Raw genomic sequence first — 25,301 nt, forward strand, 5'->3', positions numbered from 1 at the left:
AGGAATGGCATTTACAGAGCAACAATATGTTGAAAAGAGTACGAAATTACAACAAGTAAAGGAAGAAATTCATCGCTTTATCGTTGGCCAAGAGGAAGCAATTGATTATACATTATACGCAGTCCTTGCTGATGGACATGCATTATTAGAGGGCCTACCTGGTTTAGGGAAAACGATGTTAATCCGTACAATTTCTGAAGTATTCGATTTATCATTTTCGCGAATTCAATTTACACCAGATTTAATGCCGGCAGATATTACAGGGACAAGTATGATTGAGCGCACACCTGATGGCAAGCAGCAGTTTACGTTCCAGCCAGGGCCGATTTTTAGCCAAATGGTATTAGCGGATGAGATTAACCGAGCAACACCAAAAACACAAAGTGCACTGCTTGAAGCAATGGGTGAAAAAACTGTAACAATCTTGGGAGATACAAAGAAGATGGCAAGACCATTCTTCGTGTTAGCAACACAAAACCCGATTGAGATGGAGGGAACGTACCCTTTACCAGAAGCACAAATGGACCGTTTCCTATGTAAAATTCTTGTGCCGTATCCTGAGAAAAGTGAGCTAATGGAAATTATGAAGCGTACAACAGGCGCTATGGAAATTGGTTTACAAAAGATCATGGATACAGAAGCACTGATTGAAGCGCAGCAAATGGTGAAGGAAGTACTAGTTGCTGATGAAATGCTCGAATTTGCAACGGACCTTGTTGTGGCTACACATCCTGAGAGAGTGGATGCCATTGATGAGGTCAAGCAATATGCGATGTACGGTAGCGGCCCTCGAGGTCTACAAAGTTTAATCAAATTAGCGAAGGCAAGGGCGCTTATGAATGGACGTTTCCACGTTTCTGTAGCGGATATTAAATCTGTAGCTAAGCCAGTGTTACGCCATCGTATGCTGTTGAATTATGAAGGGGAGGCTTCTGGCAAAACAGCAGACGATGTGATTGATGTCATTTTAGAAAAAGTACAGCAAGGTGTTAGCAGGTGACACAAAAATTATTATTGCCCGAGGATTGGTTAGCGAAAATCAGTCGCTTCCAAGTGGCAACGGCCTCCAAATTACGTGGGCAGCACAAGGGCTCGCACCGTTCGCAACGCTTCGGAGCATCGCTCGATTTCTCAGATTTTCGTGAATATCATTTAGGTGATGATGTACGTCAGGTGGATTGGAATGTCTTTGCAAGAACTGATAAATACTTCATTAAACGTTTTTTAGATGAACAAGAGATGCGTGTACACATTTTGCTAGATACAACGAAATCGATGGGCGATCAAGCAAAGTGGACTTTTGCCCGGCAAATTGTTGCCTCACTTGGCCTAATGGTGCTCGGCCGCGATGATCGCTTATCATTTTCTTTTCTACAGGATGAGGTGAAGCCGCCGTTTCGTCGTAAAGGTGCTATGTATCGTCGCGCCTTTTTACAGATGGTCACCGAGATTGAGCAAGCAACTTATACAAATAGCTTCGCACAGGGAGCTTTCAAAGCATTACCTAAAGATAGTACAGTATTATTTATTGTCACAGACGGACTTGAGCCAATCGAGGAATGGGAGCAACTTTTAAAAAGGCTACCACGCTTTGCAGGGGATGTACGTATTTTGCAAATAGTTACGCAAGAAGAAATAGCACCAGAATATACTGGCGATGTACGCTTACTCGATCAGGAAACGGGCAGAGATGTGAATGTTACGATGTCTTCTAAAGTTCTAGACACCTATATGGCTAGACGTTTATTACATGAAGAGGAATTTGAGGCAATTTGTCGGCGCTTCGGTGTTCGACAATTACAGCTTAAGGTAGAGGATGGATTACAGCATGCCATCTTTCAACAATTATTAAAAGCACATTGGATTAGGTGAGGTGAGCCGTATTGGGCTTTAGTCAAATACTTTTTAGCTGGACGGCCATCATCCCGGTCATTGTCCTTCTATATTATTTCTTTCGAAAAAAATATACCGATCAAACTGTATCCTCCACACTTTTCTGGTCGGAAATTATGCAAGAAACACGTGTATCACCATACTTAAAACATTTACAAAAAAATGCACTGCTTTATTTACAGCTGCTAGCTCTTCTTTTACTTGTACTGGCATTAATGAATCCTTATGTTAAAAAGTCAACGATCGTCGGTGCGCAGACGATTTTCATTGTAGACACGTCTGCAACGATGTTAGCAGGGAAAGAGCAGTCAACATTTGACACACATAAAAAAGAAATGCTGTCATTGATCAATGAGCTTGATGGAAGACCCGTGACACTCATTACAACAGGCAATACGCCAAAAGCTATATTACAGCAGGAAACAAATACTAAAGATATTGAAAAAGCCATTCAAAAGTTACAAGTAACATATGAAACAGCTCAAATGAATAAAGCGCTAGATGTGGCACAGGCTTTTGTCGGTAATACACCAACATCTATTTATGTCTTTACAGATTCACTCGATAAAAAGCAATTACCGATGGAAAAAGATACGGTAAAGTGGATCGTAAAAGGATCTGCAAAGGACTTAACAAATATTGCAATTACACGTTTTGCTGCTACTACAGATGGACAATCTGCTATGGCGCTTGTACAGTTACAAAATGATACGGACCAAGAGCAAGATGTAACACTTTCGATAGAAAATGTTACAGGTAAGGAGATCGTTACGGAGAGTGTTGCATTACTTCCAAATGAAGCCGTAACAAAAACATTTAAAGACCTACCATTAGAAGATACTATGACTGCCAAGATAGATGCTAAGGACGATTACGCTGTTGATAATTCACAAACGGTATTGCTACAAACAGCGACTTCAAAAGTAGTTGTCGATCAAAGTATGCATCAACTCATTCAAAAAGGTTTGCAAACGATTAATAGTAGTAGTGTGAAAATTGTTCCATCTTCACAAGTGGCTGACATTCAGGATGCCACAGTGGTGACAAATCAGACGGCGCTACTCGAAAAGATGGACAAGCCAATTGTTTTATTTGGACGGGATGACGTTAAAAAGGTTGAAGCTACTGGGGAAGTCGGAACAACAAGTGATGCATTGTTTGCATTTAGTGAGCTAAAAGATATTTACGTCAGTGCTGTATATCCTGAATTCGACGACTATAAAACGATTGCATCAGTTGGAGACCAGCCATTTATTCAGCGTTCACCTAAAGGAGATATTGTCGTATTAGCTGATATTGCAGATACAGATTGGCCATTACATCCTTCATTCCCATTATTTTTATGGAGTGCTGAACAGGAGCTTTCAGAATCACTTGGTTCACTTGGTATTTTTACACCAAATGAGCAACGTGCAGTTGCTTTAGCACAGGGTGATTGGAGTATATATTCGCAGGAAGATGAGTTTTTATCGTCCATTACAAATGGTCTATTAACTGCACCAATGAAGCCAGGAATTTATACAGCTCGCTCAAATGATGAAGAAAAGCGCTTCATCGTACAGCTTCAAGCGCAAGAGCGTGTGATTGAAAAAGGGACTAGCTATACACTTGGAGAGCTTCCGGACAATGGTAAGGAAGAAATCTCGAAAACCTCGTTCGTACCTTGGCTGATCCTTATGATTTTAGTATTACTTGTTTTAGAGTGGGAGGTGCAACGACGTCGTGGATTTACGAATTGATATGCCATTAGCATTGTTGCTATTACTTCCATTGCTTATGTATTTTGGATGGACCTATTGGCGTGAACGTCAGCGACTAAAAAAAAGTCATATCGTCGTACTAGGTATTCGTATTGTGGCAATAGGTTGTTTGGTTTTTGCACTTGCTGGGCCCTATATTTTATTGCCCGTAAAGGAAGAACAAGTATTATTCTTAGTTGACCGTTCTGCTTCAATGAATGGTACAGATGATGAGATGGCCAATTTTATAGCAGAAAGTTTACAATCGAAAAAAGATGAACAGCTTGCAGGGATTTATTCTTTTTCATCGACATTACAAACGGAAGTCATTTTATCGAATTCTTTAAAGGAAGTGCCGAAGTTTACAGCTATAAAAGCAACAGATCAAACAAATATTGAACAGAGCCTACAGCTCGCTTCAGGTATTGTAGATCCAAAAAAAGCAACACGACTTGTGCTCTTAACGGATGGCAATGAAACAAAAGGAGATGCCTTAGAATTTGCATCGAAGCTTAAAGGGTCAAATATTAGTGTTGATGTAGTGCCATTTAGCCAACCTGTTGCTAAGGATGTATCCATGAAAAGCTTTGTCACACCACAAGTTGCTTATGTAGGTGAGCAGCAGCAGTTAGTCGCTGAAATAAATGCGACCGTAGCAGAACGAGGTGAGCTATTATTATACGAAAACGATAAGCTTATTCATCGTGAGGCAGTGGAGCTTGCAGAAGGGTCAAATATTTTTACATATAAACATTCAGCAACGGCTGAAGGACTTGTAAAATATGAGGCACTCGTGCAGGTTGAACAGGATGCAATTTTTGAAAATAATAAATTAACAAGCGTCACGATGGTGCAAAGTGAACCACATTTACTAATTGTTAATGGCTATAATATGGCATCACCAATTGCAGCAGCGCTTGGCAAACAATCAATTTCCTATGATGTTGTAGATGCTAAAAGTCTACCAAATGAACTTTCTAGTTATTTACAATACAATGCCATCATTTTTGATAATGTGCCAGGGCATTTAGTAGGCGAGGCAAAAATGAATGTCATTGAGCAGGCAGTGAAAAATTTTGGTGTCGGTTTTACAATGGTCGGTGGCGAAAATAGCTTTGGCTTAGGAGGCTATTTTAAAACACCAATCGAAACTTTACTACCTGTTGAAATGGAGATTAAAGGTAAGGAACAATTACCGTCATTAGGGCTTGTTATTGTCCTTGACCGTTCTGGAAGTATGTCTGGAGCTAAGCTAGAGCTCGCTAAGGAGGCAGCCGCTCGTTCAGTTGAAATGCTACGAGATGAGGATACGCTCGGGTTTATTGCCTTTGATGATCGACCTTGGGAAATTATTGAGACAGGACTAATTAGCAATAAGGAAGAAGCTGTAGATACAATTTTATCTGTAACGCCGGGTGGTGGTACCGAAATATATGGATCGCTTGCTAAAGCATATGAAAATCTAGCTGCTTTAAAGCTACAGCGTAAGCATATTATTCTTTTAACTGATGGTCAGTCACAGCCAGGTAACTACGAAGACTTAATTGCACAAGGAAAAGAGAACGGCATTACTCTTTCAACAGTTGCAATTGGTCAGGATGCAGATGCCAATTTACTTGAAGCGCTCAGTGAGATGGGCAGTGGGCGTTTCTACGATGTTATTGATGAGCAGACAATTCCCTCTATTTTATCTCGTGAAACTGCCATGATTTCACGCACATATATTGAGGACAACCCATTCTATCCAACTATATATAATGCATCTGGCTGGAATACGTTATTTGCAAATGGTGTACCTAAAATGAACGCTTATATCGGTACGACAGCAAAGCAGGGAGCTACTGTTATTGCAGAAAGTGGAAAGGAAGATCCAGTACTAGCAGAGTGGCAATATGGCCTTGGCAAAACATTCGCCTTTACTTCTGATTCGACAGGAAAATGGACAGGAGACTGGGCAAGATGGCAAAATTGGGGCACATTTTGGCAAACGCTTATTTCAAAAATGCTACCTAGCTATAATGATGTTGCCTACGATGTACGTCTAGAATCAGACGGCTCATTTGTCATCACTGACCCAACAAATGAAGCGGCGTTCTTAGATATTGTTGCTGTCAATGAAGCGGGTGAAGAACTTGAAACACAGCTTGAAACAATTTCAGCATCACAAGTTCGAGCCGTCGTGCAAGCAGAACCAGGACTCATCTTCTTCCGCATTGCCGATGAACAACAAGCTATTTACCAGGCAGGCTTAAGTGTACCTTATAGTGCTGAGTATGAATTACGCCCAGTAAATGATAAGCTGGGCGAAGAACTAACAAAGCAAACAGGCGGCTCCGTTTTAAAAGAACCGAGCGAAGTATTCCGTGAATTTACTAAAAAAGGTGCGGAACGCCAAAATATTGCAACATGGCTCTTATTAGCAGGAATGCTACTATTCTTCATTGATATTACCATTCGACGCTTTGGTTGGAGTTTCCTAACAAGACCAAAGAAAAAAGAACAGCTTGTAGAGGAAAAACAAATACAGGCAGAGGACACAAATGTTGCCCAGCTATTAAAGGGCATGAAAAAACGATCCTAACAGATAAAACGATGGTTCATTGCTTTATAGTAATGAGTCATCGTTTTTTGTGAAATTAGTGAATTTTTTATGAAAAGCAAAATTAATCTTGCAAACAAATAGATATAAATGTAATAATCGATGATAGTAATAAAATATTACTATCATTTTTTTATATTATTATGTTAAACGGTTTGGAGGAGAAGTTAAAATGACCACTATAATGAATTCATTTGGTTTTCTAAGTTTTAAGCTAGCAGAGGCTTTAGAGGAAAATCTCGAGAAATATATTAGCGAAAAATTTCAAATGAAATCCAGAGAAGTCGGGATCATGATTGCTGTAAAAGAAAAAAAACTTAGTCAAATTCAAATAGGGCAAATTTTAAAGTTGGATAAAAATAGTGTCCGCTTTTTTATCGATGGTCTAGAAGAAAGAAATTATGTTTATAGGGAGAAAAATCCAGAAAATAGAAGAGAGAATCTAATATGCCTTACGGAACAGGGTGAAAATTTGGCAGAAGAATTATTGAAGACCCTTTCAATTTCTGAGAATGATGTTTTGAACGTACTTTCATTGGAAGAAAAAGAGCAATTGAAAAGCATATTGACAAAAGTATATGAAAATCGTGAATAGGGTTTAAAACCTTATCAATAAAAATGAAAGAGTGATGACATATGAAAGCAGTAGAGGTTATGAAGGAGTATTTAAAAAGAGCACAAGAAGAGGGTCAAGATTTATCTGATATGTATGCAGATCATGGGGAATTGAAAAATTTTAAAGGTGAAATTTTAAAAGGAAGAAAAGAGATACAGAAATTTTACACTTCACCTATGCCGAAAGGGTTTAAGTTAACTATCCAAAATATTGAAGGTGATGATACAGAATGTATTGCTACAGTTTCAACTACTTGGGATGGTTTGCCAAACCCAGTGATTTTGGAGGAAAAGTTGATTCTTGAAAATGAAAAAATAAAATCGTTTACGATGATCCCAAAATAAAAGGAGAGCTCTTCCTATGACTGAAAAGGACACGAAATATTGGATTGGCGTGGCATCTCTCAATCATGTGCAAAAAGGGGTTGAGGGAGGATTCAGTCAGCTATGCCACGGCAAAGAAAGACCTTTGAAACGAATGAGAAAAGGAGACTGGATTATATATTATTCTCCTAAAAAAAGTCTAGATGGTAATGAACCTGTAAGAGCGTTTACTGCAATTGGAAGAGTAAAAGACGAGCGAATATACGAGTTCCAAATGGCAGCAAATTTTATTCCTTTTCGAAGAGATATAGACTTTTATAAAGATGCAAAAGCAGTACCAATAAAAAGGATCTTAGATTATTTAGAATTTGTAGAAGACAAATCGAAATATGGCTATAAATTCAGATTCGGTCATTTTGAAATAAGCAAAAAAGACTTTTTATCAATTGCTCATGAAATGGGATTACCATTGAAGTATGGGTGAATTTGGTAGGAACAAAAAACGCTACTTTCTTAATTAATTGTCATTAAGAAAGTAATGTTAAATTGCTATTAATCATTATTTAAGCCAAGTGTTAAGGTTAGTTACAAATACTGTTTTACGCAAATTGCTAGCAATGACAATGCCTAAGACAGCACCAATAGTACTTGAGGTTAAAAAAGCCGGCATGAAAAATAAAGCAGCAACGGATGTCCCCATTAATAAATGTGCGTAAGGTACTGCAATGAGTGAGGCAATAATACCTGTCCCAAACATTTCACCGACACCTGCAAGCCATTGCTTGCCGCTGTATTTATAGGCAAGAGCTGCACACAAAGCGCCAATAACACTGCCAGGTATAGCTAATAGTGAGCCTGTGCCTGTTAAAATACGAATAATGGCTGTGACAAAGGCGACCATAACAGTAGGCACTGGTCCAAGAATGATAGCGCTAATAACATTAATAGCATGTTGTACAGGATAGGCACGTGCAATTCCCGTTGGTATTGAAATAAAGGTAGAACCTGCTACGGCAATTGCTACTAATAAGGCCATGATTGTTAGTTTTCGAATTGACATAATTTCCACTCCTTAGAAATATGAATTTTTATAGTTATCGCCGGTAGACATGGAATTTCCGCCGCAAAAAGCGTGAGAAACGCCGCTAAACATGGGAATACTGCAGCTAGAGCGTGAAAAAGCCGCTTCCTAAAAACAATAGGAAGCGGCCCTGCATTTACATAACAAAAAGCAAGTGTCGCCACTTCCCTCCGCTAGTGTGAACTAGATCAGGTTCAAAGGGTCCGTATATGATAATATACGTCTCAGCCTTTTAAAGACTCCCCTAGTGGTAAAAGGATTAAATTGTTGGTTTTTCACATAATAATGTAGCATACTACTCAAAATAGTCAATAACTTTTCAGACTATTTTGTATCAGGATGCATAAGGTGTGGTGCTTTTTTCATTGTCCAAATAAGGGCAAGGAAGAAACAAGCCATTAAAATAATAGACCCGAAAATATAAGGACTGTTCATATTCCAATCGAATAATATACCTGCTAAAGCTGGACCAATCATATTACCAAGACTCATATAAGCATTGTTCAGACCAGCTGCATAGCCTTGTTCATTCTCAGCAAGCTTTGAAATCAATGTGTTGACAGCTGGACGAATCAATGTCGTAGCTGTAGAGAAGATTGTCGCTACAATTAAAATAAGTGCAAAACCAGATGCGAATAATATTAAGAAAATCGAAACGGCTGCAATAAATAAATTGACTAACACTACTTTCATTTCGCCGAAGCGATTAAACAGCGGTGTAATAACAAATATTTGTACAACAACACCAAAAGCGCCGCCCATAACTAATATAATGGCGATATCAGTAGGTGTGTAATTAAACTTCTCTGTAACAAATAATGATAGTGTTGTTTGGAAGTTAGCAATTCCGAAAGAGAATACAAGCATGATAATTAGCATGACAAAATAAGGCATTCGGACTGAACGGGCCATCTGCTTTACAAGATTATCCTGCTTCTGCGCCTTTTTCGCGGTGTTCGGTTTTGTAGCAGGTAATAAAAAGAACGATAAAATAGCTGCTAAGATAGCTGCACATCCAGCAGTATAAAATGGAAAATGCAAACTAACTTTTGAGAGGAATCCACCGATACCTGGTCCGATCATAAAACCCAAGGACATTGCTGCCCCTAGCATACCCATACCTTTTCCTCGTTCCTCATACGTTGTGACATCTGCCACAAAAGCCATTATAGGAGGAGCCACAAATGCAGAACCAAGACCACCTAAAAAGCGTGCCAAGAAGAGCATCCATACATCTGTAGAAAGCCCGAAACCAATTTGTGCAAGTCCTGTTACGATAAGACCAAAAATAATGAGATTTTTTCGACCGTATTGATCCGAAAGATTCCCAGCGATTGGAGAAAATACGAATTGTGCAAAGGCGAACGTTGCAATCAACATACCAAGTACTTGTCCTGCAGCACCAAATAGTTTTAAATACTCAGGCATGACAGGAATAATAATTCCGATACTCCCCATTGCGATAAACATATTAAACATTAAAATATACAAAGCCGCCTTGTTAGACTTCTGCTGGGTCATCGAATACCCCTTTCTTTAATCAAATATACTACAGTCTACCACAAGGCTTGTACGTTTGCTATTGACTATAAGTCTGAGATTTACAAGTAAATTCATGGGGATTCTTTTATTAACACAAATACGGCCAGCTAGTTTTTTCACAGAAGTGTATCTCCAGCTAAACGAAAAAAGCTGTTCTCAACGTTTGTAACGTGAGAACAGCTATAAGTGGGTTAAAATGGTTTATCGAATACTCATTTTAAATTCTAAAAACAGCTCATTGTATTTGCCTAAGTAATCAGGACCTAGATTTTTATAAACTTCTAATGTTTTACGTTGTTCTTCAGAAGGATAGAAGCGCTTATCAGATACAACTTCTTTATCCATTAATTTCATCGCTGCAATATTAGGGGTAGAATAGCCTACATAATCAGCATTTTTAGCCCCTGATTTAGCTTTCAGCATAAAATTAATGAAGGCATGTGCACCATCTATATTTTTTGATGTTTTTGGGATAACCATATTGTCAAACCATAAATTTGAGCCTTCTTTTGGTACAGCAAAGTCTAATTCTTCATTTTCTGACAACATGTCAGCTGCTTGACCAGACCAAGTGAGTGCCACAGCAGCTTCATTATTAACCATCAGCGGTGTAATTTCATCCCCGATAATGGCTTTAACATTTGGCGCCAATGTGATTAGTTTATCAGTAGCTTTACGTAGCTCCTTGTTATTTAAAGAGTTGAGTGAGTAGCCAAGGCTGTTTAAGCCCATACCAATCACCTCACGTGCACCATCTACTAAAAAGACTTTACGTTTTAACGAAGGGTCCCATAAGTCCTTCCAAGATGAGAAGTCTAAATTTCCAACGAGCTTTGGATTATAGACAATGCCGACTGTTCCCCAGAAATATGGAACAGAATATTTATTGTCGTCATCAAATGGTAAATCTAAAAAATAAGGATCGATATTTTTAAAATTAGGGATTTTCGTTTTATCTAAAGGAATAAGTAAGTTTTCTTCCTTCATTTTTTCAATCATATATTCAGAAGGTACTGCGATATCGTAAGCTGTACCACCTTGTTGAATTTTTGTCATCATTGCTTCATTTGAATCAAACGTTTCATAGATGACGTGAATGCCTGTTTCTTTTTCAAACTGCTTCAGCAAATCTGGGTCAATATATTCTCCCCAGTTAAAGATTGTTAACGTATCTTTACCACTTTTCCCACCGCCGGCACTTAGGGCGTCAGCAGCATAGAACAAAAGGGCGGAAACGACAAGGATTGCGACTGTTGCTTGAATTAATTGCTTCATTGAGTTCCCCCCGTTTTTTTACTAGCGCGGCTTGTAATGAAGTAATAGCCAACTACGACGATAACCGTTACAAAGAATACTAAACCAGAAATAGCGTTAACCGTTAAGGAAATTCCGGCACGTGCCATCGAGTAAATTTCAACAGATAAAGTACTGAAGCCGTTACCTGTCACGAAAAACGTTACAGCAAAATCATCTAGAGAATACGTTAAGGCAAGGAAGAATCCTGCAAAAATACCAGGTTGAATATACGGTAAAATAACACGCATCATGACATCTTTTTTCGTTGCCCCTAAATCTAATGCAGCATCGATTAATGATTTATTCATTTCTAATAGTTTCGGTAAAACCATTAGTACAACAATTGGGACACTGAACGCTACATGTGCTATTAACACAGAAGTAAAGCCTAATTTAATACCAATCATTGTGAATAAAATTAAAAAGCTTGCACCAATAATGACATCCGGGCTAACAATTAACACATTGTTTAAAGAAAGTAATGTATTGCGCATTTTTGAATCTTTTACAGTGACAATACCAATAGCTCCTAGTGTCCCGATGATTGTAGAAATCAATGCAGATAGTAATGCCACAATCACTGTGTTAATTAGAATTACGAGTAGACGTGAATCCTCAAACACGGCTTTATAATGTTCTAACGTAAAGGACTCAAAATTATTCATCGATCCGCCACTATTGAACGAATAGAAGACTAAATAGAAGATAGGTGCATACAAAACGATAAAAACAATCGCTAAATACACTCTTGCTGTAGCAGATAGTTTTTTCATCGTACGCGACCTCCTTTATCCTTTTTCTGTCCTGTAATTAACATAACGATGACCATAAATAAAATTAAGAACACAGCAATTGTTGAACCCATTCCCCAGTTTTGAGTTACAAGGAATTGTTGTTCAATAGCTGTACCAAGTGTAATAACACGGTTTCCTGCAATTAAACGAGTGATCATGAAGAGTGATAATGCAGGAATAAATACAACTTGAATACCTGATTTAACACCGTCCATTGTTAAAGGCAATATAACGCGACGGAATGTAGTAAAGGCAGATGCCCCTAAATCACGTGCTGCATAAATAAGAGCCGGATTTAAACGATCCAATGAGTTGAAAATCGGTAAAATCATAAATGGAATAAAAATATAAACGGAAACGAACACAAAGCTAATGTCAGTAAATAGCATTTGCTTCGGATCAAAACCAAATACTTCGATAAATGCATTTAATGGACCGTATAAGCCGAAAATCCCGATAAAGGCATATGTTTTTAACAAAAGATTAATCCAAGAAGGAATAATAATTAGTAAAAGCCAAAGCTGTTTATGTTTCGTCTTCGTTAAAAAATAGGCTGTTGGATACGAAACAAGTAACGTAAAGAACGTAATTAAAAACGCATACCAGAATGAACTTAATGTCATTTTTAAATAGACAGAAGTAAAGAATGCTTTATAGTTATCGAACGTGAAATTGCCATGTATATCTAGTAGGGAATAGTAAACAACGAGTGCAATCGGCGCGATAACAAAAAGTGCAATCCATAAAACATAAGGAAATAAGGCTGATTTAGAAGTCTTAGTTTGCATCTTCGTCGTCCCCGTACGCCTCTAAACGTTTATCGAATTCTTCTTCTGTTTCATTTAAGCGCATTACATGAATTGCTTCTGGATCAAAGTCTAAGCCAATTTCTGTCCCTACCTCAGCTTTTTTCAATGAATGCACAAGCCATTCATTACCATCTTTGTCGTACGTGGATAATTCATAATGCACCCCGCGGAACAATTGAGTATCAACTTTCACGACAAGTTTGCCTTTATCGATTGTTGTCATTTCTAAATCCTCTGGTCGAATGACAATATCAATTTTTTCGTTTGGTCTCATACCTTGGTCAACACATTCAAAAACTTTACCAGCAAATTCTACTTTGAAATCTTCAATCATTACGCCAGGAACAATATTTGATTCACCAATAAAATCCGCAACGAAGCGGTTAATTGGTTCATCATAAATATCTACCGGTGTTCCAGATTGTTGAATTTCACCTTCACTTAAAACAAATATTTCATCACTCATCGCAAGTGCTTCTTCTTGATCGTGTGTGACAAAGACAAATGTTTTCCCAAGTCGTTGTTGTAATTCTCGTAGCTCATATTGCATCTCTGTACGTAGCTTTAAATCTAAAGCAGAAAGAGGCTCATCCAGTAAAATTACTTCAGGATCGTTCACAATCGCACGAGCAATAGCTACACGTTGGCGTTGACCACCAGACATTTCAGAAATTTCACGATTGCTATAGCCGGATAAGTTAACGAATTTTAATGCTTCAGCAACACGGTTTTTAATTTCACTTTCAGGGAGTTTTTTTATGCGAAGTCCAAATGCGACGTTTTCAAAGACATTTAAATGAGGAAATAACGCATAATCCTGAAAAACAGTATTTACTTGGCGTTCATTTGCTGGCACTGAGTTGATTTTTTTATCATGAAAATAGATATTTCCTGAAGTCGGTTCTGTGAATCCAGCAATCATACGTAAAATAGTTGTTTTACCACAACCAGAAGGACCTAGCAGTGTATAGAATTTTCCCTTTTCTAACTCCAAGTTAATGTTTTTTAAGACGACCGTGCCGTCATTATAGGACTTTGAAACGTTTTCAAAGCGGATAATCGAATTCGTTGTCATAGATGTGCCTCCTTAAGCTATAAATATGAATCCGTTGCGACAAGTAAAATTTTTGTTTCATCAGCATGTGCATTAAAAATTTGATGATGATCTGTCGCGTCAAAATAGAGAGCATTGCCTTTACTCGCTATGTACTGCTCATCTCCTAAAACGAGACGAATACGCCCTTCGACAACATAAATAAATGTTTCCGAGAGTGAGGGCTCAAACTGTTTGAATTCCCCCTCATCAGCAAGTGTTAAGAAAATAGGCTCCATCTCTTTTTCGTTTGATGTAGGAATAAGCCACTGAATTTCATATTTTTTTTCTTCATCTGTATAAGTGGATTGATCTTCCTCTGTATATACAACCTTTTGTTCAGGTGATTCATCATCGAAAAATTCCTTAGGTGTTGACCCTAATACTTCTAATATTGAAAATAAAGATTCAATGGAAGGTGAATTAAGATCACGTTCTAATTGAGAGATATACCCTTTACTTAAATCTGTACGTTCTCCAAGCTCCTCTTGGGTAAGACCTTTTTTTAAACGAAGCGCTTTGATTTTTGCTCCTATTTGCATCTTTTCCCTCCTAGAAGAAGTTTAGCAATCATAAACTTTTGAAATACGAAGTTTACTTTAACGAAACTTTTAGTTTACTAAAACCATTACAATTATACATAATAATAAAGAATTTGCAATCGTTTTTTATGAAAAAAAAGTAGATGAAATTTTTAGAAATTATACATAAATATCGCATAGAAAAATTTCGTTTAAATAAGAATAAAATTGTTAAAAATAGCTAATAAATATGCTGTAGCAGCTATTCCATTTGGGGATTTGACGGAAATTTGTCAGACAATTTAAAATGCGCACTTTTGTGAAGTTTACTTGTTTGAAAAACTACGATTACTCTGTTATCGTAGAAGACGAGTTCGCTGGTGCGAATGGAATATATACACTACATATTTAATCGGAGGGATTTATAATGGCAGAACGCATGGTAGGTAAACAAGCACCTGACTTTACAATGGAAGCAGTACTTCCAGACAAATCATTTGGTAAAGTATCATTAGAAGACATTAAAGCACAAGACAAATGGACAGTTCTTTTCTTCTATCCAATGGACTTCACTTTCGTATGTCCAACAGAAATCACTGCAATGAGCGATCGTTACGATGAGTTCGAAGACTTAGATGCAGAAGTAATCGGTGTTTCTACTGATACAATCCACACTCACTTAGCTTGGATTAACACTGACCGCACTAAAAATGGTCTTGGTGAGTTAAAATATCCATTAGCAGCAGATACAAATCACGAAATTTCAAAAGAATATGGTGTATTAATTGAAGAAGAAGGTATCGCACTACGCGGCTTATTCATCATCAACCCAGAAGGCGAATTAAAATACCAAACAGTATTCGATAACAACATCGGCCGTGATGTAGATGAAACTTTACGTGTACTTCAAGCTTTACAAACTGGTGGTCTTTGCCCAGCAAACTGGCGCCCAGGTCAAGCAACTCTTTAATTTAGAGTTTTATGTCGGGCTTTGAACTGAATTCAAAGCTTAGCGTAATTGGATCATTCAAAAAATAAAGAGTCCCCACAGTAAGTTTGTGGGGATTTTTTTAAACTTGATATAGAAAAAGGAAAAAGGAGAATGTTTTATGAAACTTCGTGAACAAATGCCTGAACTTGTAGGCGCAACGACTTGGTTAAATGGTGAAGTAACAAAAGCGGAATTAGTAGGCGAAAAACCAACGTTAATCCACTTCTGGTCAGTTAGTTGTCATTTATGTAAAGAAGCAATGCCGGATGTGAACAATTTCCGTGATCAATACAAAGATGAGTTAAACGTTATTGCAGTGCATATGCCACGTTCTGAGGAAGATACAAATTTAGAAACAATCAAATCGGTAGCAGCAGAACATGACATTGTGCAACCAATCTTTGTGGATAGCGAATTAAAGCTAACAGATGCATTTGAAAACCAATACGTACCTGCGTATTTTGTGTTCGATAAAGATGGTCAGCTTCGTCACATGCAAGCTGGTGGTAGCGGTATGAAAATGCTAGAAAAACGTGTGAATCGTGTTTTAGATGAAATGCGCAACGCATAAAATTGCAGATTAAGAGGCGAGGATATTTTATTCCTCGTCTTTTTTTATGGAAAAAAGACGGGAGGGGAATCGGAGAGGTATCCTAGTTACCTGAGCGGAAAAATCGGGCGGAACGTTCATAATCCGACCCGAGCAAAAAAAGGAGTAACCTGATCAAATCAAGGCGTGACCCGAGCAAAAAAGGGAGTAACCCGATCAAATCAAGAGGTGACCCGAGCAAAAAAGGAAGCAACCTGATCAAATTAAGACATGATCCGAGCGAAAAAGCCCCAAGCCAAGCGTCCTAAGAAGTACCCTAAACATAGAAGAAAACCGAGTGTTCCTGAATATGATCAGAGGATTCCTACAAAGAATATCTAAGAGATGTCTTTTATTGACGAATAGTCTCTTGTTTTGACGATACATATAGCAGAGAATACGTTACAATAATGGTATAGTAGTTTTCGGAGGGATTTTTAATGATGAAAAAAGAGTTTGCTGTCATTGGACTTGGACGTTTTGGAGGAAGCATCTGCCGCGAACTAATGAGTCAAGGCGCACAAGTTATGGCGATAGATCATTCCTCAGAGCGGGTGGACGAGTTTGCTTCCATTGCCACACAGGCCGTTATCGCAGATTCGACGGATGAGTCGGTATTAATTTCATTAGGTATTCGTAATTTTGAGCATGTTATCGTAGCGATTGGTGAAGATATTCAAGCTAGTATTTTGACGACTATTATTTTAAAAGAAATAGGCGTTCAGCAGATTACTGTAAAGGCACAGAATGATTACCATGAAAAAGTTCTGCGTAAAATTGGTGCAGATTTTGTCGTGCATCCTGAGCGTGATATGGGGATACGTATTGCCAATAATATGCTGTCTAATACAGTGCTTGATTATTTGGAGCTTTCGGATGAACATTCAATTATGGAGCTTAAGGCCAATGATGCGATTGCAGGTTACTCCATTATGGATTTAGATATTCGTGCAAAGTACGGAATTAATATTGTAGGTCTTAAGCGTGGTGCAGATATCATTGTGTCTCCACAGGCGAGTGATAAGATTTTGCTAGGAGATATTATGCTTGTCATTGGGGCGGATGTAGATATTAACCGCTTTGTCAAAAAGGCATTGAATGGGTAATGAAAATGAATAAACGAAGATGGAAACTAGTTATATTTGCTGCAATTATTCTTATCGGCGCTTTTACATTGCAATCTCGCGACAAAAATGAGGAAGAGGCTATTTCTCACGTTTTAGATCACGCAGCAGAAATTGATGCAATCGAGCTATTTAAAGGAAAGCAATCTTTATTTAGAGTAACAGGTCAGGATGCAACTGCCTATAATGAAAACTATCCTCTAAGCCATGTTAAGAAACTAAGCAAAAAAGAGCGATCTATATTTGAAGAAAAACCACTCTATCATATTGTCTACGAAATAAAAGGAGAGCCTTTATATGAGGTGGATATTTTAAAGGTCGCTATTAGCTCTGAGCTAAATGAGGAATTACAGCAGATGGTTTTTAATGTTGGAGATCAGCAATATTTGATCTATTGGGTAAAAGAGAAAAAAGCACTTGAGCAATCAACAAATACGCAACGTTTGCTTGAACAATATGTTAAATAAAAGGGGTAGTGAAACAGCAACTAGCTGTCATCACTACCCTTTCTTGTTAAAGCAATTAATGGATAATCAAGGGCATAGTTTTCGTCTAGGCTAAAGCGCTAGGATACAATAGTAGTTTTTCCTTGAAGTGCACGTTCTTGCATTTCTACATCAAACTCTTTTTCAGATTTTGATACGACTACACAAGCTACACCGTTACCAATTAAATTTGTTACGGCACGTGCCTCAGACATGAAGCGGTCAACACCAATTAATAGCGCAATCCCTTCGACTGGAATCATTGGGAAGGCAGCAAGTGTCGCTGCTAATGTGATAAAACCAGAACCAGTTACACCAGCTGCTCCTTTGGATGTAATCATTAAAATCCCAAGAAGTGTAATAATCTGAATCCACGTCAATTCCATTCCATATGCTTGTGCAATAAATAATGCAGCCATTGATAGGTAGATGGAAGTTCCATCAAGATTGAAGGAATAACCAGTTGGTACTACTAAGCCAACAACCTGTTTAGAGCAGCCAAAGTTTTCTAATTTACGCATCATAGATGGCAAGGCAGATTCAGATGATGAAGTACCAATTACTAAGAAAATCTCGTCTTTAATATAAGCAATAAATTTGAAAATGTTGAAGCCGAAGAATTTTGCAATCGTTCCTAAAACAAAGACTACGAACAAGAACATTGTAATATATACCGCAACCATTAATAGGCCTAAGTTACCTAACGATTTCAAACCAAAATTACCAATCGTATAGGCCATTGCACCAAAAGCACCTATTGGAGATATTTTCATCACCATACTTACGATTTTGAAGAAAATCTCTGCCACTTGTTCAAAAAATGTGATGACAGGTTTTGCAGGTGCTCCAATAGAAGCAGCAGCTAAGCCGAACAAGATTGCGGAGAATAACACAGGAAGTAATTGTCCTGTTGCAAGTGCACCTACTACGTTTTCGGGAATAATGCTAGAGATGAAAGCACCTAAGCCTTGCTCACTTTCTGCAGCAGCGGTTGTATATTTTGAGATGTCAGCTTCGGAAGCACCTGATGTATCTAATCCAGTACCAGGGCTAACGATCATTGCAACAGCAATACCGATTGCTAAAGCAATGGTAGAGACGATTTCGAAATACAGTAACGCCTTTCCTCCGATTTTTCCAACCTTTTTCATATCTCCCATACTACCGATTCCAATTACAACTGTTAAGAAGATAATAGGGGCGATTAACATTTTAATTAGCTTAATGAATAAGTCTGCCAGAATTTTAAGGCTTGCACCAAACTCAGGGAAGATTGCCCCAACAATAACCCCTAGAATGATCGCAGCTATAACCTGAACGGTCAGATTTTTCAGTAATTTCACTGTATGCTACCTCTTTTCTAAATTTTCTCTTTGATATCGTTTTCACTAGATTTATCATAGCGAATCCTTTTAGAAAAAAGAGATTTAGAAAATAAGAAACATATCGTTCATTAAGTACATTCATCCATATTTTAAATAAAACGTAGTGTTTTCAATAACTCAAGCTGTTATGATGCTCTGTGAATAATTTACTATTGTTATAATACAAAAATAATTAATGATAGAAAATTTTGTTTTATGTCAATTTTCGTAATATTGTTCATTAAGTTCATGACTTTCTCCTACTTATGTCAACTAAAAGTGTTGTCAAAAGATTTTTTTGAAGATAATCTTAAAAGCATATCATTGATAGAAGTGACATTCTGAGCCTGAGTAAAATCCGCCCATTAAGCTTTTCTAATAGTGAAATGCAAATTTGGAAAGGAAGGAATTTTAAATGATAAAAATGCCTGTAAACGGCAAAATCTTGTTAGTGACATTTTTAATCATTGCATTCTCCTTTTTACTTGGTGGCATTTTTGTACTTGGAAACCTCTTAACTGAGCAAGAAAAGGAGTTTGGTCAGCGTGCTATGCTCGTTGCGCGGACTGTATCAAATGTGCCAGAAATCAGTATGCATTTGAAAAATAACAATATTAAAGAAGCGGCGAAAAATGTCAATAAAATTGTAGATGGAATTCGTGTTGTTAATAAAGCAGAGTATATTGTTGTAATGAATATGGATCGTATTAAACTATCTCACCCAGTCAGTAAAGAAATAGGGAAGCGTAGTGAATCACAGGATTTAAATGCTTCCTTTAGTGAGCATTATTATGTATCGAAGGCGCAAGGGGAAGCAGGTGAAATGATTCGAGCTTTCGTCCCCATCATTGATGACAAAAAAGAACAAGTAGGTATTGTCGTTGTAGGGTATTCACTGCCAACTTTTATAGAAATGCTGCAAAATTATGAGCATGAAATTTTTATTACTTTTCTTATATCGCTTGTTTTTAGTATTTGTGGGGCATATACACTTGGCCGACATATTAAAAAGCAAATGTTTGGGCTTGAGCCTCATGAGATTGCAAAGATGTATGTGGAACGAACAGAAACGTTCAATGCTATGCATGAAGGAATTATAGCGGTCGATAAAGGAATGAATATTACAATTTTTAATGAAAAAGCAGCTGATATATTAGGAGTTACTAGAAAGATAGAGGATTGTATTGGGGAAAAGATTTATGATGTTTTACCTGACACACGATTGCCTGAAATTGTTGAAACAGCAACGCCTGTATACGATCAAGAGCTCTACATCAATCATCATAGTATTTTGAGTAATCGTGTCCCGATTATTGTGAATGGAGAATTAGTCGGAGCAGTTGCCATGTTTAAAGATTTAACAGCGGTGAAAAAGCTTGCGGAAGAGGTAACGGGTGTTAAAGCTTTTGTGCAAGCACTGCGTGTACAAACACATGAGCATAAAAATAAGCTTCATACTATTGCAGGACTTCTGCAATTGGGACATACAAAGCAAGCGCTTGAATACGTTACAACTACTACCGAAAATGAAGCTTCTTTAACGAAGTTTTTGAATGAACGCTTCCATAATGAAAATATTTCAGGATTATTGCTAAGTAAAGTTAGTTATGGCAAGGAATTAGGCATACAAGTAGAAATTGATCGAAAAAGTCATTTTAAACGCTTTCCACCATTATTAGATCACAACGATTTTGTCGTCTTGTTAGGAAATTTAATTGAAAATGCATTTGAAGCACTAAATGTTCTTTCAAAGGATGATAAATATGTAGCGATTTCTGTAGATGAGCATGACGGTGTGCTAGCAATTGCTGTTTCTGATAATGGAATCGGGATGTCTGAAGGGGTGCAAGCTCGTATGTTTGAAAATGGATTTTCTACAAAGGCAAGTGAGAATCGCGGTATTGGCTTGCATTTAATACATGAAATCGTAAGAAAAGGTAATGGCGATATTGAGGTAGTGAGTGAATTTATGAAAGGGACAAGTTTCTTAATCTTATTTGAGTTAGGGGAAGAGTAGATGGATGTAATAAATGTGTTATTAATTGAAGATGATCCGATGGTACGAGAAGTGAACAGGCAATTTATTGAGCAAATCAAAGGATTTTCACTGATAGGCTATGCTAGTAATGGGATAGAAGGGGTAGAGAAGATTAAACAATTAAACCCTGAACTTGTCTTTATGGATATTTTTATGCCAGAGCAGGATGGTATTATTACGCTAGGAAAAATTCGTGAAGAACATATTCCAGTTGATGTTATTGCCGTAACTGCTGCGAATGATATGCCTACTGTGCAGCGAATTTTACACCTAGGCGTCTATGATTATATTATGAAACCTTTTACGTTTGAACGAATTGAACAAACTTTAAAGAATTATCAAGCTTATAGAAAGAAAATAAGTGGTATGCAAGATCTAACACAGCATGATGTGGATCATCTAATGCAGCAACGTATCCCTGAGCAAATAGTGGTTCCTCCAATCACTGAGACAATCATAATTGACGAGCTACCAAAGGGTTTTAACCGAGCAACATTAGACAAGGTACTTGCCTATATTCAAGAGAGTAACGAAGCCGTATCAGCGGAAGAAGTGTCCACGTATATTGGAACGGCTCGTGTAACAGCTCGACGTTACTTGGATTTTTTAGAAAAACAAAATTTATTAAAGGTGGATATACAATATGGAAGTGTGGGACGTCCTATCCATCGATATTATATTTAACTTCTTTCAGCAATTATTTTCTGTACCGAAAGCGTAGCGACAGGTACAGAAGTCTCCCTCCTCTATTCTGAATTGGTTGTCTTATAAAGCTGTTTAATACATCTTTTATAGGGCAACCTTTTTGGTTTCTCACCAATATACGGATTAGATTCTTGGAAGAAAGGGTATAGAGAAAAATAGACTCAAAAGAGAGAATAAAATATGCTTTAACCCGAGAGACAAACTTGCTATGACGATACATATAACAGAGAATACGTTACAATAATGGTATATTGTTTTAAGAGGATTTTTTTATCATCTAAAAAGAATCTGCTGTCAATGAACAGACGTTTAAAGTTTCAAGAAAGCATATGGGGAGTAGGTTTAATACATGTTCAACGTTCGAAAAGAGTCGCTATTTAAATTTTTGAAAATTCTATTTCCAATAGCACTTTTAGCAATAGCAATTTATGAAATTCTACAAACGATAAGTGGGATAGATGTTCATTTGCTTCAGAAAGAAGTCAATGAATTGCAGATATGGAAGCTCTTATTTATTCTTTTTATCACCTTCTGTGCTATTACACCGATGATTTTTTATGATGTTATTTTAGTGAAAATGTTAGGAATCAAAATAAACAATCGTATTTTGCTGAATCATTCATTTATTGTGAATACCTTCTCAAACCTTATTGGCTTTGGTGGTTTAGTTGGCGTATTTCTGCGTAATTATTTCTATTCGAAATATAAAGAGGATAAGGAAGATTTGTTAAAAAGCATTGCCTCCGTAACACTCTTTTATTTAACAGGGATTTCGCTGTTAGCCTGGATTATGTATATATTCTTTTGGGACTTCCCATTGCTAAAAGAAGTACGATGGTTAAAGATAGCAGTTATTCTTGTCAGCTTATATGTTCCAATTTTTATTGCTATGCTCATCATTCGCAATAAAAAAGCAGGTTCTATAAATCCAAAGATTTCTCTTCAATTGATGGCAACTTCAGTAACTGAATGGCTTGCGGTCTTTTTAGTTATCTGGATATTAACTTTTATTTTGAAGATACCAATAGAATTATCCGGATTAATTCCCGTATTTCTAATTGCTTCCTGTGCGGGGATTGTCAGTATGATACCTGGTGGAGTTGGCTCATTTGACCTTGTTTTTTTATGGGGGACTCAAAGCTTAGGAATCGCTGATGAAAAGGTCCTTTTTCTATTAATTTTGTACCGGATTGGCTACTTTGTGCTTCCATTTTTGGTCTCTTCTCTTTTATTTGTAAAAGAATATTGGAAACGTTGGAATCAATCATGGGATGACTTGCCAAATGTTATTCTTCAGAAGCTGAGCCACATGTCATTAACGATATTGGTATTTCTCTCTGGCATTGTATTATTGCTCTCAGCGTCGGTACCGGGTATTTTAAATCGACTAAAAATAGCTCAAGAATTTTTATCTTCGCCAATCATGCATGTCTCTCATCAACTGACTGTTGCAGCTGGCTTTATTCTCTTAGGGTTATGTAGGGGGATTAAATATAAAGTAAAAAGGGCATATCAGCTTAGCCTTATTGTGCTAAGTAGTTCCGCAATATTTTCAATTTTTAAAGGCTTGGACTATGAAGAAGCTATTTTTTTACTGATTGTCGCAGGGCTGTTAATTGCCTCGAAAAAACAATTTTACCGTGAAAGTTACGTGTTAACATGGGGAATCGTTTTGATTGACCTTGCTGCAGTGACAATCATTACAGCGATGTATGTATTGATTGGTTATGTGAACTTACCTTCTTCCAAAATTCGTATTCCAGCCGTTCTACAGGAATACATCATTACAGATTACCGAGACCTATTTTATAGTGCAGTAATTGGCATCCTAATAGCAATTGTCATTTTTTATATAGGCTATTTTATCCGCGCACCTAAGAAAATGGAAAAGTTTTTATCAAGTGAGCAAGAAGAGATCATCAAAAATCATTTGATGACCTATAAAGGGACGGAGTATTCACATTTGATTTTTTTACATGACAAATATGTACATTGGAATAAAAAAGGTACAGTTTTATTTTCTTATCAAATATTTGCTGATAAAATCGTTGTACTAGGAGATCCAGTGGGAAATGAATCTGATTTTTCATCTGCTATTCAGGAGTTTTTGGAAATGGCAGATAAGCATGGTTATACACCAGTCTTTTATGAAATTAACAATAAAATTTTCCCTTCTTTACATGAGCATGGGTATAGTTTTTTTAAGCTTGGCGAGCAAGCTTTTGTAGATTTAGATAAGTTTACACTTACTGGTAAAGGAATGAAGGGACGTCGAGCTGTAAAAAATAAATTTGAACGAGAAAATTTTACAGTTGAAGTAGTAAGCCCTCCTTACTCACAGGAATTAATGACTGAATTGCAAGAAGTATCAACGAAATGGTTGCAGGGAAGGTCAGAAAAAGGTTTTTCTCTTGGCTTTTTTGATGAACACTATTTAAGCACTTCTAACATTGCCGCTTTACGTGGTGCAGAAGGGGTTATTGGCTTTGCCAGTCTCATGCCAATGTACGATAATGACGAAAGACTCTCAGTAGATCTCATGCGTTTTAAGCCGGGAGCACCGTCTGGAACGATGGATTTCATTTTCCTGTCGCTCTTTGAATGGGCAAAAGCAGAAGGCTATCGCGTTTTTAATATGGGGATGTCGCCATTGTCAAATGTAGGACAGTCTAGGTATTCCTTTTTGAGTGAAAAAATTGCAGCACAAATATTTTTACATGGGCAGCACTTCTACCATTTTAAAGGATTAAAAAACTTTAAATTAAAATATGCAGATTTTTGGGAGCCAAAGTATATAGCGTATCGAAAAAAATCTTCATTGCCATTTACAATGGCACAAGTGACGCTATTAATTGGTAAAAAGAGAAAATAAGTAGCCATGGTCTCGCGTTGCTTGCATAGAGAAAAGTAAGAAGCTAATTAAGGATTTTAGGGAGTCTGTGCTGCCAGCATAATTAAACGCATTGGTCGCACAGCCAATACAAAAAAAGATGCATTGCAAAATTACTTTGCGATGCATCTTTTTTTATGGATTTTTATAGTCGGAAGAATGATAAGAGCCGGAACGCCAGACATCGCTGATAAACAACAACCATCGCCGGTAAAACAACAACCATCGCCGGTAAAACAACGAACATCGCCGGTAAAGCATCGAACATCGCCGGTAAAACAACGAACATCGCCGGTAAAACAACAACCATCGCCGGTAAAACAACGAACATCGCCGGTAAAACAACAACCATCGCCGGTAAAGCATCGAACATCGCCGGTAAAACAACAACCATCGCCGGTAAAACAACGAACATCGCCGGTAAAACAACGAACATCGCCGGTAAAACATCGAACATCGCCGGTAAAACAACAACCATCGCCGGTAAAGCATCGAACATCGCCGGTAAAACAACGAACATCGCCGGTAAAACAACAACCATCGCCGGTAAAACATCGAACATCGCCGGTAAAACAACAACCATCGCCGGTAAAGCATCGAACATCGCCGGTAAAACAACAACCATCGCTGATAAACAGCAAACAAAGCTGGTGGAAGCAAGAAATCAACGTTTCTAAAATTTATTTCTCGCGTTTTTAAGGTTCATGCCAGTTTTGTTGTTCTAGCCTCGTTTGAATAGTATACATTTTATTTCACTTCACGATGAAATAAAATGTATGGAAAAATTGTAATTTTATATTTGATTTTCC

23 protein-coding genes and 1 riboswitch are annotated in these 25,301 nt (G+C 37.4%); of the genes, 14 read left to right on the plus strand and 9 right to left on the minus strand.

Translation table 11 applies throughout. From position 1 onward, the window contains the following. The first annotated feature begins 4 nt into the window (after nucleotides 1-4). From ABH968_RS17305 to ABH968_RS17335, 7 genes are all read left to right on the plus strand, one after another. Nucleotides 5-1,000 (plus strand): AAA family ATPase, encoded by a 996-nt coding sequence (locus tag ABH968_RS17305; protein WP_370045903.1) that lies wholly within the window; start codon nucleotides 5-7, stop codon nucleotides 998-1,000. Next, the gene (locus ABH968_RS17310; RefSeq protein ID WP_370045905.1) at nucleotides 997-1,872 is read left to right on the plus strand and encodes a DUF58 domain-containing protein; all 876 of its coding nucleotides are present in this window, start codon (nucleotides 997-999) and stop codon (nucleotides 1,870-1,872) included. The genes ABH968_RS17305 and ABH968_RS17310 overlap by 4 nt, the downstream gene beginning before the upstream one ends. 11 nt (nucleotides 1,873-1,883) lie before the next feature. Continuing rightward, complete coding sequence (locus tag ABH968_RS17315; RefSeq protein ID WP_370045906.1) at nucleotides 1,884-3,632, plus strand: vWA domain-containing protein; 1,749 nt, start codon at nucleotides 1,884-1,886, stop codon at nucleotides 3,630-3,632. Next, a complete protein-coding gene (locus ABH968_RS17320) occupies nucleotides 3,616-6,213 on the plus strand; it encodes a VWA domain-containing protein (RefSeq protein ID WP_370045908.1) in 2,598 nt (865 codons plus the stop codon). The genes ABH968_RS17315 and ABH968_RS17320 overlap by 17 nt, the downstream gene beginning before the upstream one ends. Nucleotides 6,214-6,415: 202 nt before the next feature. Further along, nucleotides 6,416-6,826, plus strand: coding sequence for a MarR family winged helix-turn-helix transcriptional regulator (locus ABH968_RS17325; protein WP_370045910.1), 411 nt, complete (start codon nucleotides 6,416-6,418; stop codon nucleotides 6,824-6,826). Between the two features lie 41 nt (nucleotides 6,827-6,867). Then, nucleotides 6,868-7,191 (plus strand): hypothetical protein, encoded by a 324-nt coding sequence (locus tag ABH968_RS17330; RefSeq protein ID WP_370045912.1) that lies wholly within the window; start codon nucleotides 6,868-6,870, stop codon nucleotides 7,189-7,191. Between the two features lie 16 nt (nucleotides 7,192-7,207). Next, on the plus strand, nucleotides 7,208-7,654 hold the full coding sequence (locus ABH968_RS17335; RefSeq protein ID WP_370045914.1) for an EVE domain-containing protein: 447 nt from the start codon (nucleotides 7,208-7,210) through the stop codon (nucleotides 7,652-7,654). Nucleotides 7,655-7,729: 75 nt separating this feature from the next. Here the strand turns inward: ABH968_RS17335 and thiW are convergent, their stop codons facing one another. The 7 genes from thiW to ABH968_RS17370 all read right to left on the minus strand — a co-directional run bounded on the left by thiW (nucleotide 7,730) and on the right by ABH968_RS17370 (nucleotide 14,327). Beyond that, nucleotides 7,730-8,230, minus strand: coding sequence for an energy coupling factor transporter S component ThiW (thiW, locus tag ABH968_RS17340; RefSeq protein WP_370045916.1), 501 nt, complete (start codon nucleotides 8,228-8,230; stop codon nucleotides 7,730-7,732). Nucleotides 8,231-8,399: 169 nt separating this feature from the next. Continuing rightward, a riboswitch (TPP riboswitch) is annotated at nucleotides 8,400-8,507 on the minus strand. A gap of 68 nt (nucleotides 8,508-8,575) precedes the next feature. Further along, nucleotides 8,576-9,772 carry an MFS transporter gene (locus ABH968_RS17345; RefSeq protein WP_370045918.1) on the minus strand — a complete coding sequence of 399 codons (1,197 nt, stop codon included), beginning with the start codon at nucleotides 9,770-9,772 and terminating at the stop codon, nucleotides 8,576-8,578. Between the two features lie 222 nt (nucleotides 9,773-9,994). Then, the gene (locus ABH968_RS17350) at nucleotides 9,995-11,068 is read right to left on the minus strand and encodes an ABC transporter substrate-binding protein (RefSeq protein WP_370045920.1); all 1,074 of its coding nucleotides are present in this window, start codon (nucleotides 11,066-11,068) and stop codon (nucleotides 9,995-9,997) included. Continuing rightward, the gene (locus ABH968_RS17355; protein WP_370045922.1) at nucleotides 11,065-11,862 is read right to left on the minus strand and encodes an ABC transporter permease; all 798 of its coding nucleotides are present in this window, start codon (nucleotides 11,860-11,862) and stop codon (nucleotides 11,065-11,067) included. Before ABH968_RS17355 ends, ABH968_RS17350 begins: the two co-directional genes overlap by 4 nt. Then, the gene (locus tag ABH968_RS17360; RefSeq protein WP_370045923.1) at nucleotides 11,859-12,671 is read right to left on the minus strand and encodes an ABC transporter permease; all 813 of its coding nucleotides are present in this window, start codon (nucleotides 12,669-12,671) and stop codon (nucleotides 11,859-11,861) included. Before ABH968_RS17360 ends, ABH968_RS17355 begins: the two co-directional genes overlap by 4 nt. Next, the gene (locus ABH968_RS17365; protein ID WP_370045925.1) at nucleotides 12,661-13,767 is read right to left on the minus strand and encodes an ABC transporter ATP-binding protein; all 1,107 of its coding nucleotides are present in this window, start codon (nucleotides 13,765-13,767) and stop codon (nucleotides 12,661-12,663) included. The genes ABH968_RS17360 and ABH968_RS17365 overlap by 11 nt, the downstream gene beginning before the upstream one ends. 17 nt (nucleotides 13,768-13,784) lie before the next feature. After that, nucleotides 13,785-14,327, minus strand: a complete 543-nt coding sequence (locus ABH968_RS17370) for a helix-turn-helix domain-containing protein (RefSeq protein ID WP_370045927.1) — start codon at nucleotides 14,325-14,327, stop codon at nucleotides 13,785-13,787. Between the two features lie 406 nt (nucleotides 14,328-14,733). Here ABH968_RS17370 and ABH968_RS17375 point away from each other — a divergent pair, with 406 nt between their 5' ends. The 4 genes from ABH968_RS17375 to ABH968_RS17390 all read left to right on the plus strand — a co-directional run bounded on the left by ABH968_RS17375 (nucleotide 14,734) and on the right by ABH968_RS17390 (nucleotide 17,477). Further along, nucleotides 14,734-15,276, plus strand: a complete 543-nt coding sequence (locus ABH968_RS17375; protein ID WP_370045929.1) for a peroxiredoxin — start codon at nucleotides 14,734-14,736, stop codon at nucleotides 15,274-15,276. Nucleotides 15,277-15,415: 139 nt separating this feature from the next. After that, nucleotides 15,416-15,868, plus strand: a complete 453-nt coding sequence (locus ABH968_RS17380) for a TlpA family protein disulfide reductase (protein ID WP_370045930.1) — start codon at nucleotides 15,416-15,418, stop codon at nucleotides 15,866-15,868. Between the two features lie 461 nt (nucleotides 15,869-16,329). Beyond that, nucleotides 16,330-16,992 carry a potassium channel family protein gene (locus ABH968_RS17385; protein WP_370046004.1) on the plus strand — a complete coding sequence of 221 codons (663 nt, stop codon included), beginning with the start codon at nucleotides 16,330-16,332 and terminating at the stop codon, nucleotides 16,990-16,992. 5 nt (nucleotides 16,993-16,997) lie between these two features. Further along, nucleotides 16,998-17,477 carry a hypothetical protein gene (locus ABH968_RS17390; protein WP_370045932.1) on the plus strand — a complete coding sequence of 160 codons (480 nt, stop codon included), beginning with the start codon at nucleotides 16,998-17,000 and terminating at the stop codon, nucleotides 17,475-17,477. Between the two features lie 98 nt (nucleotides 17,478-17,575). Here ABH968_RS17390 and ABH968_RS17395 read toward each other — a convergent pair whose 3' ends face one another. Continuing rightward, entirely contained in the window at nucleotides 17,576-18,838 is a 1,263-nt protein-coding gene (locus ABH968_RS17395) for a dicarboxylate/amino acid:cation symporter (RefSeq protein ID WP_370045934.1), read from the minus strand. 436 nt (nucleotides 18,839-19,274) lie between these two features. Here ABH968_RS17395 and ABH968_RS17400 point away from each other — a divergent pair, with 436 nt between their 5' ends. From ABH968_RS17400 to mprF, 3 genes are all read left to right on the plus strand, one after another. Continuing rightward, nucleotides 19,275-20,876, plus strand: a complete 1,602-nt coding sequence (locus tag ABH968_RS17400) for an ATP-binding protein (RefSeq protein ID WP_370045936.1) — start codon at nucleotides 19,275-19,277, stop codon at nucleotides 20,874-20,876. Then, a complete protein-coding gene (locus ABH968_RS17405; protein ID WP_370045937.1) occupies nucleotides 20,877-21,581 on the plus strand; it encodes a response regulator in 705 nt (234 codons plus the stop codon). It abuts the gene before it with no gap. Between the two features lie 370 nt (nucleotides 21,582-21,951). Next, complete coding sequence (gene mprF / locus ABH968_RS17410; RefSeq protein ID WP_370045939.1) at nucleotides 21,952-24,474, plus strand: bifunctional lysylphosphatidylglycerol flippase/synthetase MprF; 2,523 nt, start codon at nucleotides 21,952-21,954, stop codon at nucleotides 24,472-24,474. Nucleotides 24,475-24,637: 163 nt separating this feature from the next. Here the strand turns inward: mprF and ABH968_RS17415 are convergent, their stop codons facing one another. Next, nucleotides 24,638-25,117, minus strand: coding sequence for a ribosomal eL19 family protein (locus tag ABH968_RS17415; protein ID WP_370045941.1), 480 nt, complete (start codon nucleotides 25,115-25,117; stop codon nucleotides 24,638-24,640). Nucleotides 25,118-25,301: the final 184 nt, after the last annotated feature.

Source organism: Lysinibacillus sp. RC79, assembly GCF_041262405.1.
GTDB lineage: Bacteria > Bacillota > Bacilli > Bacillales_A > Planococcaceae > Lysinibacillus.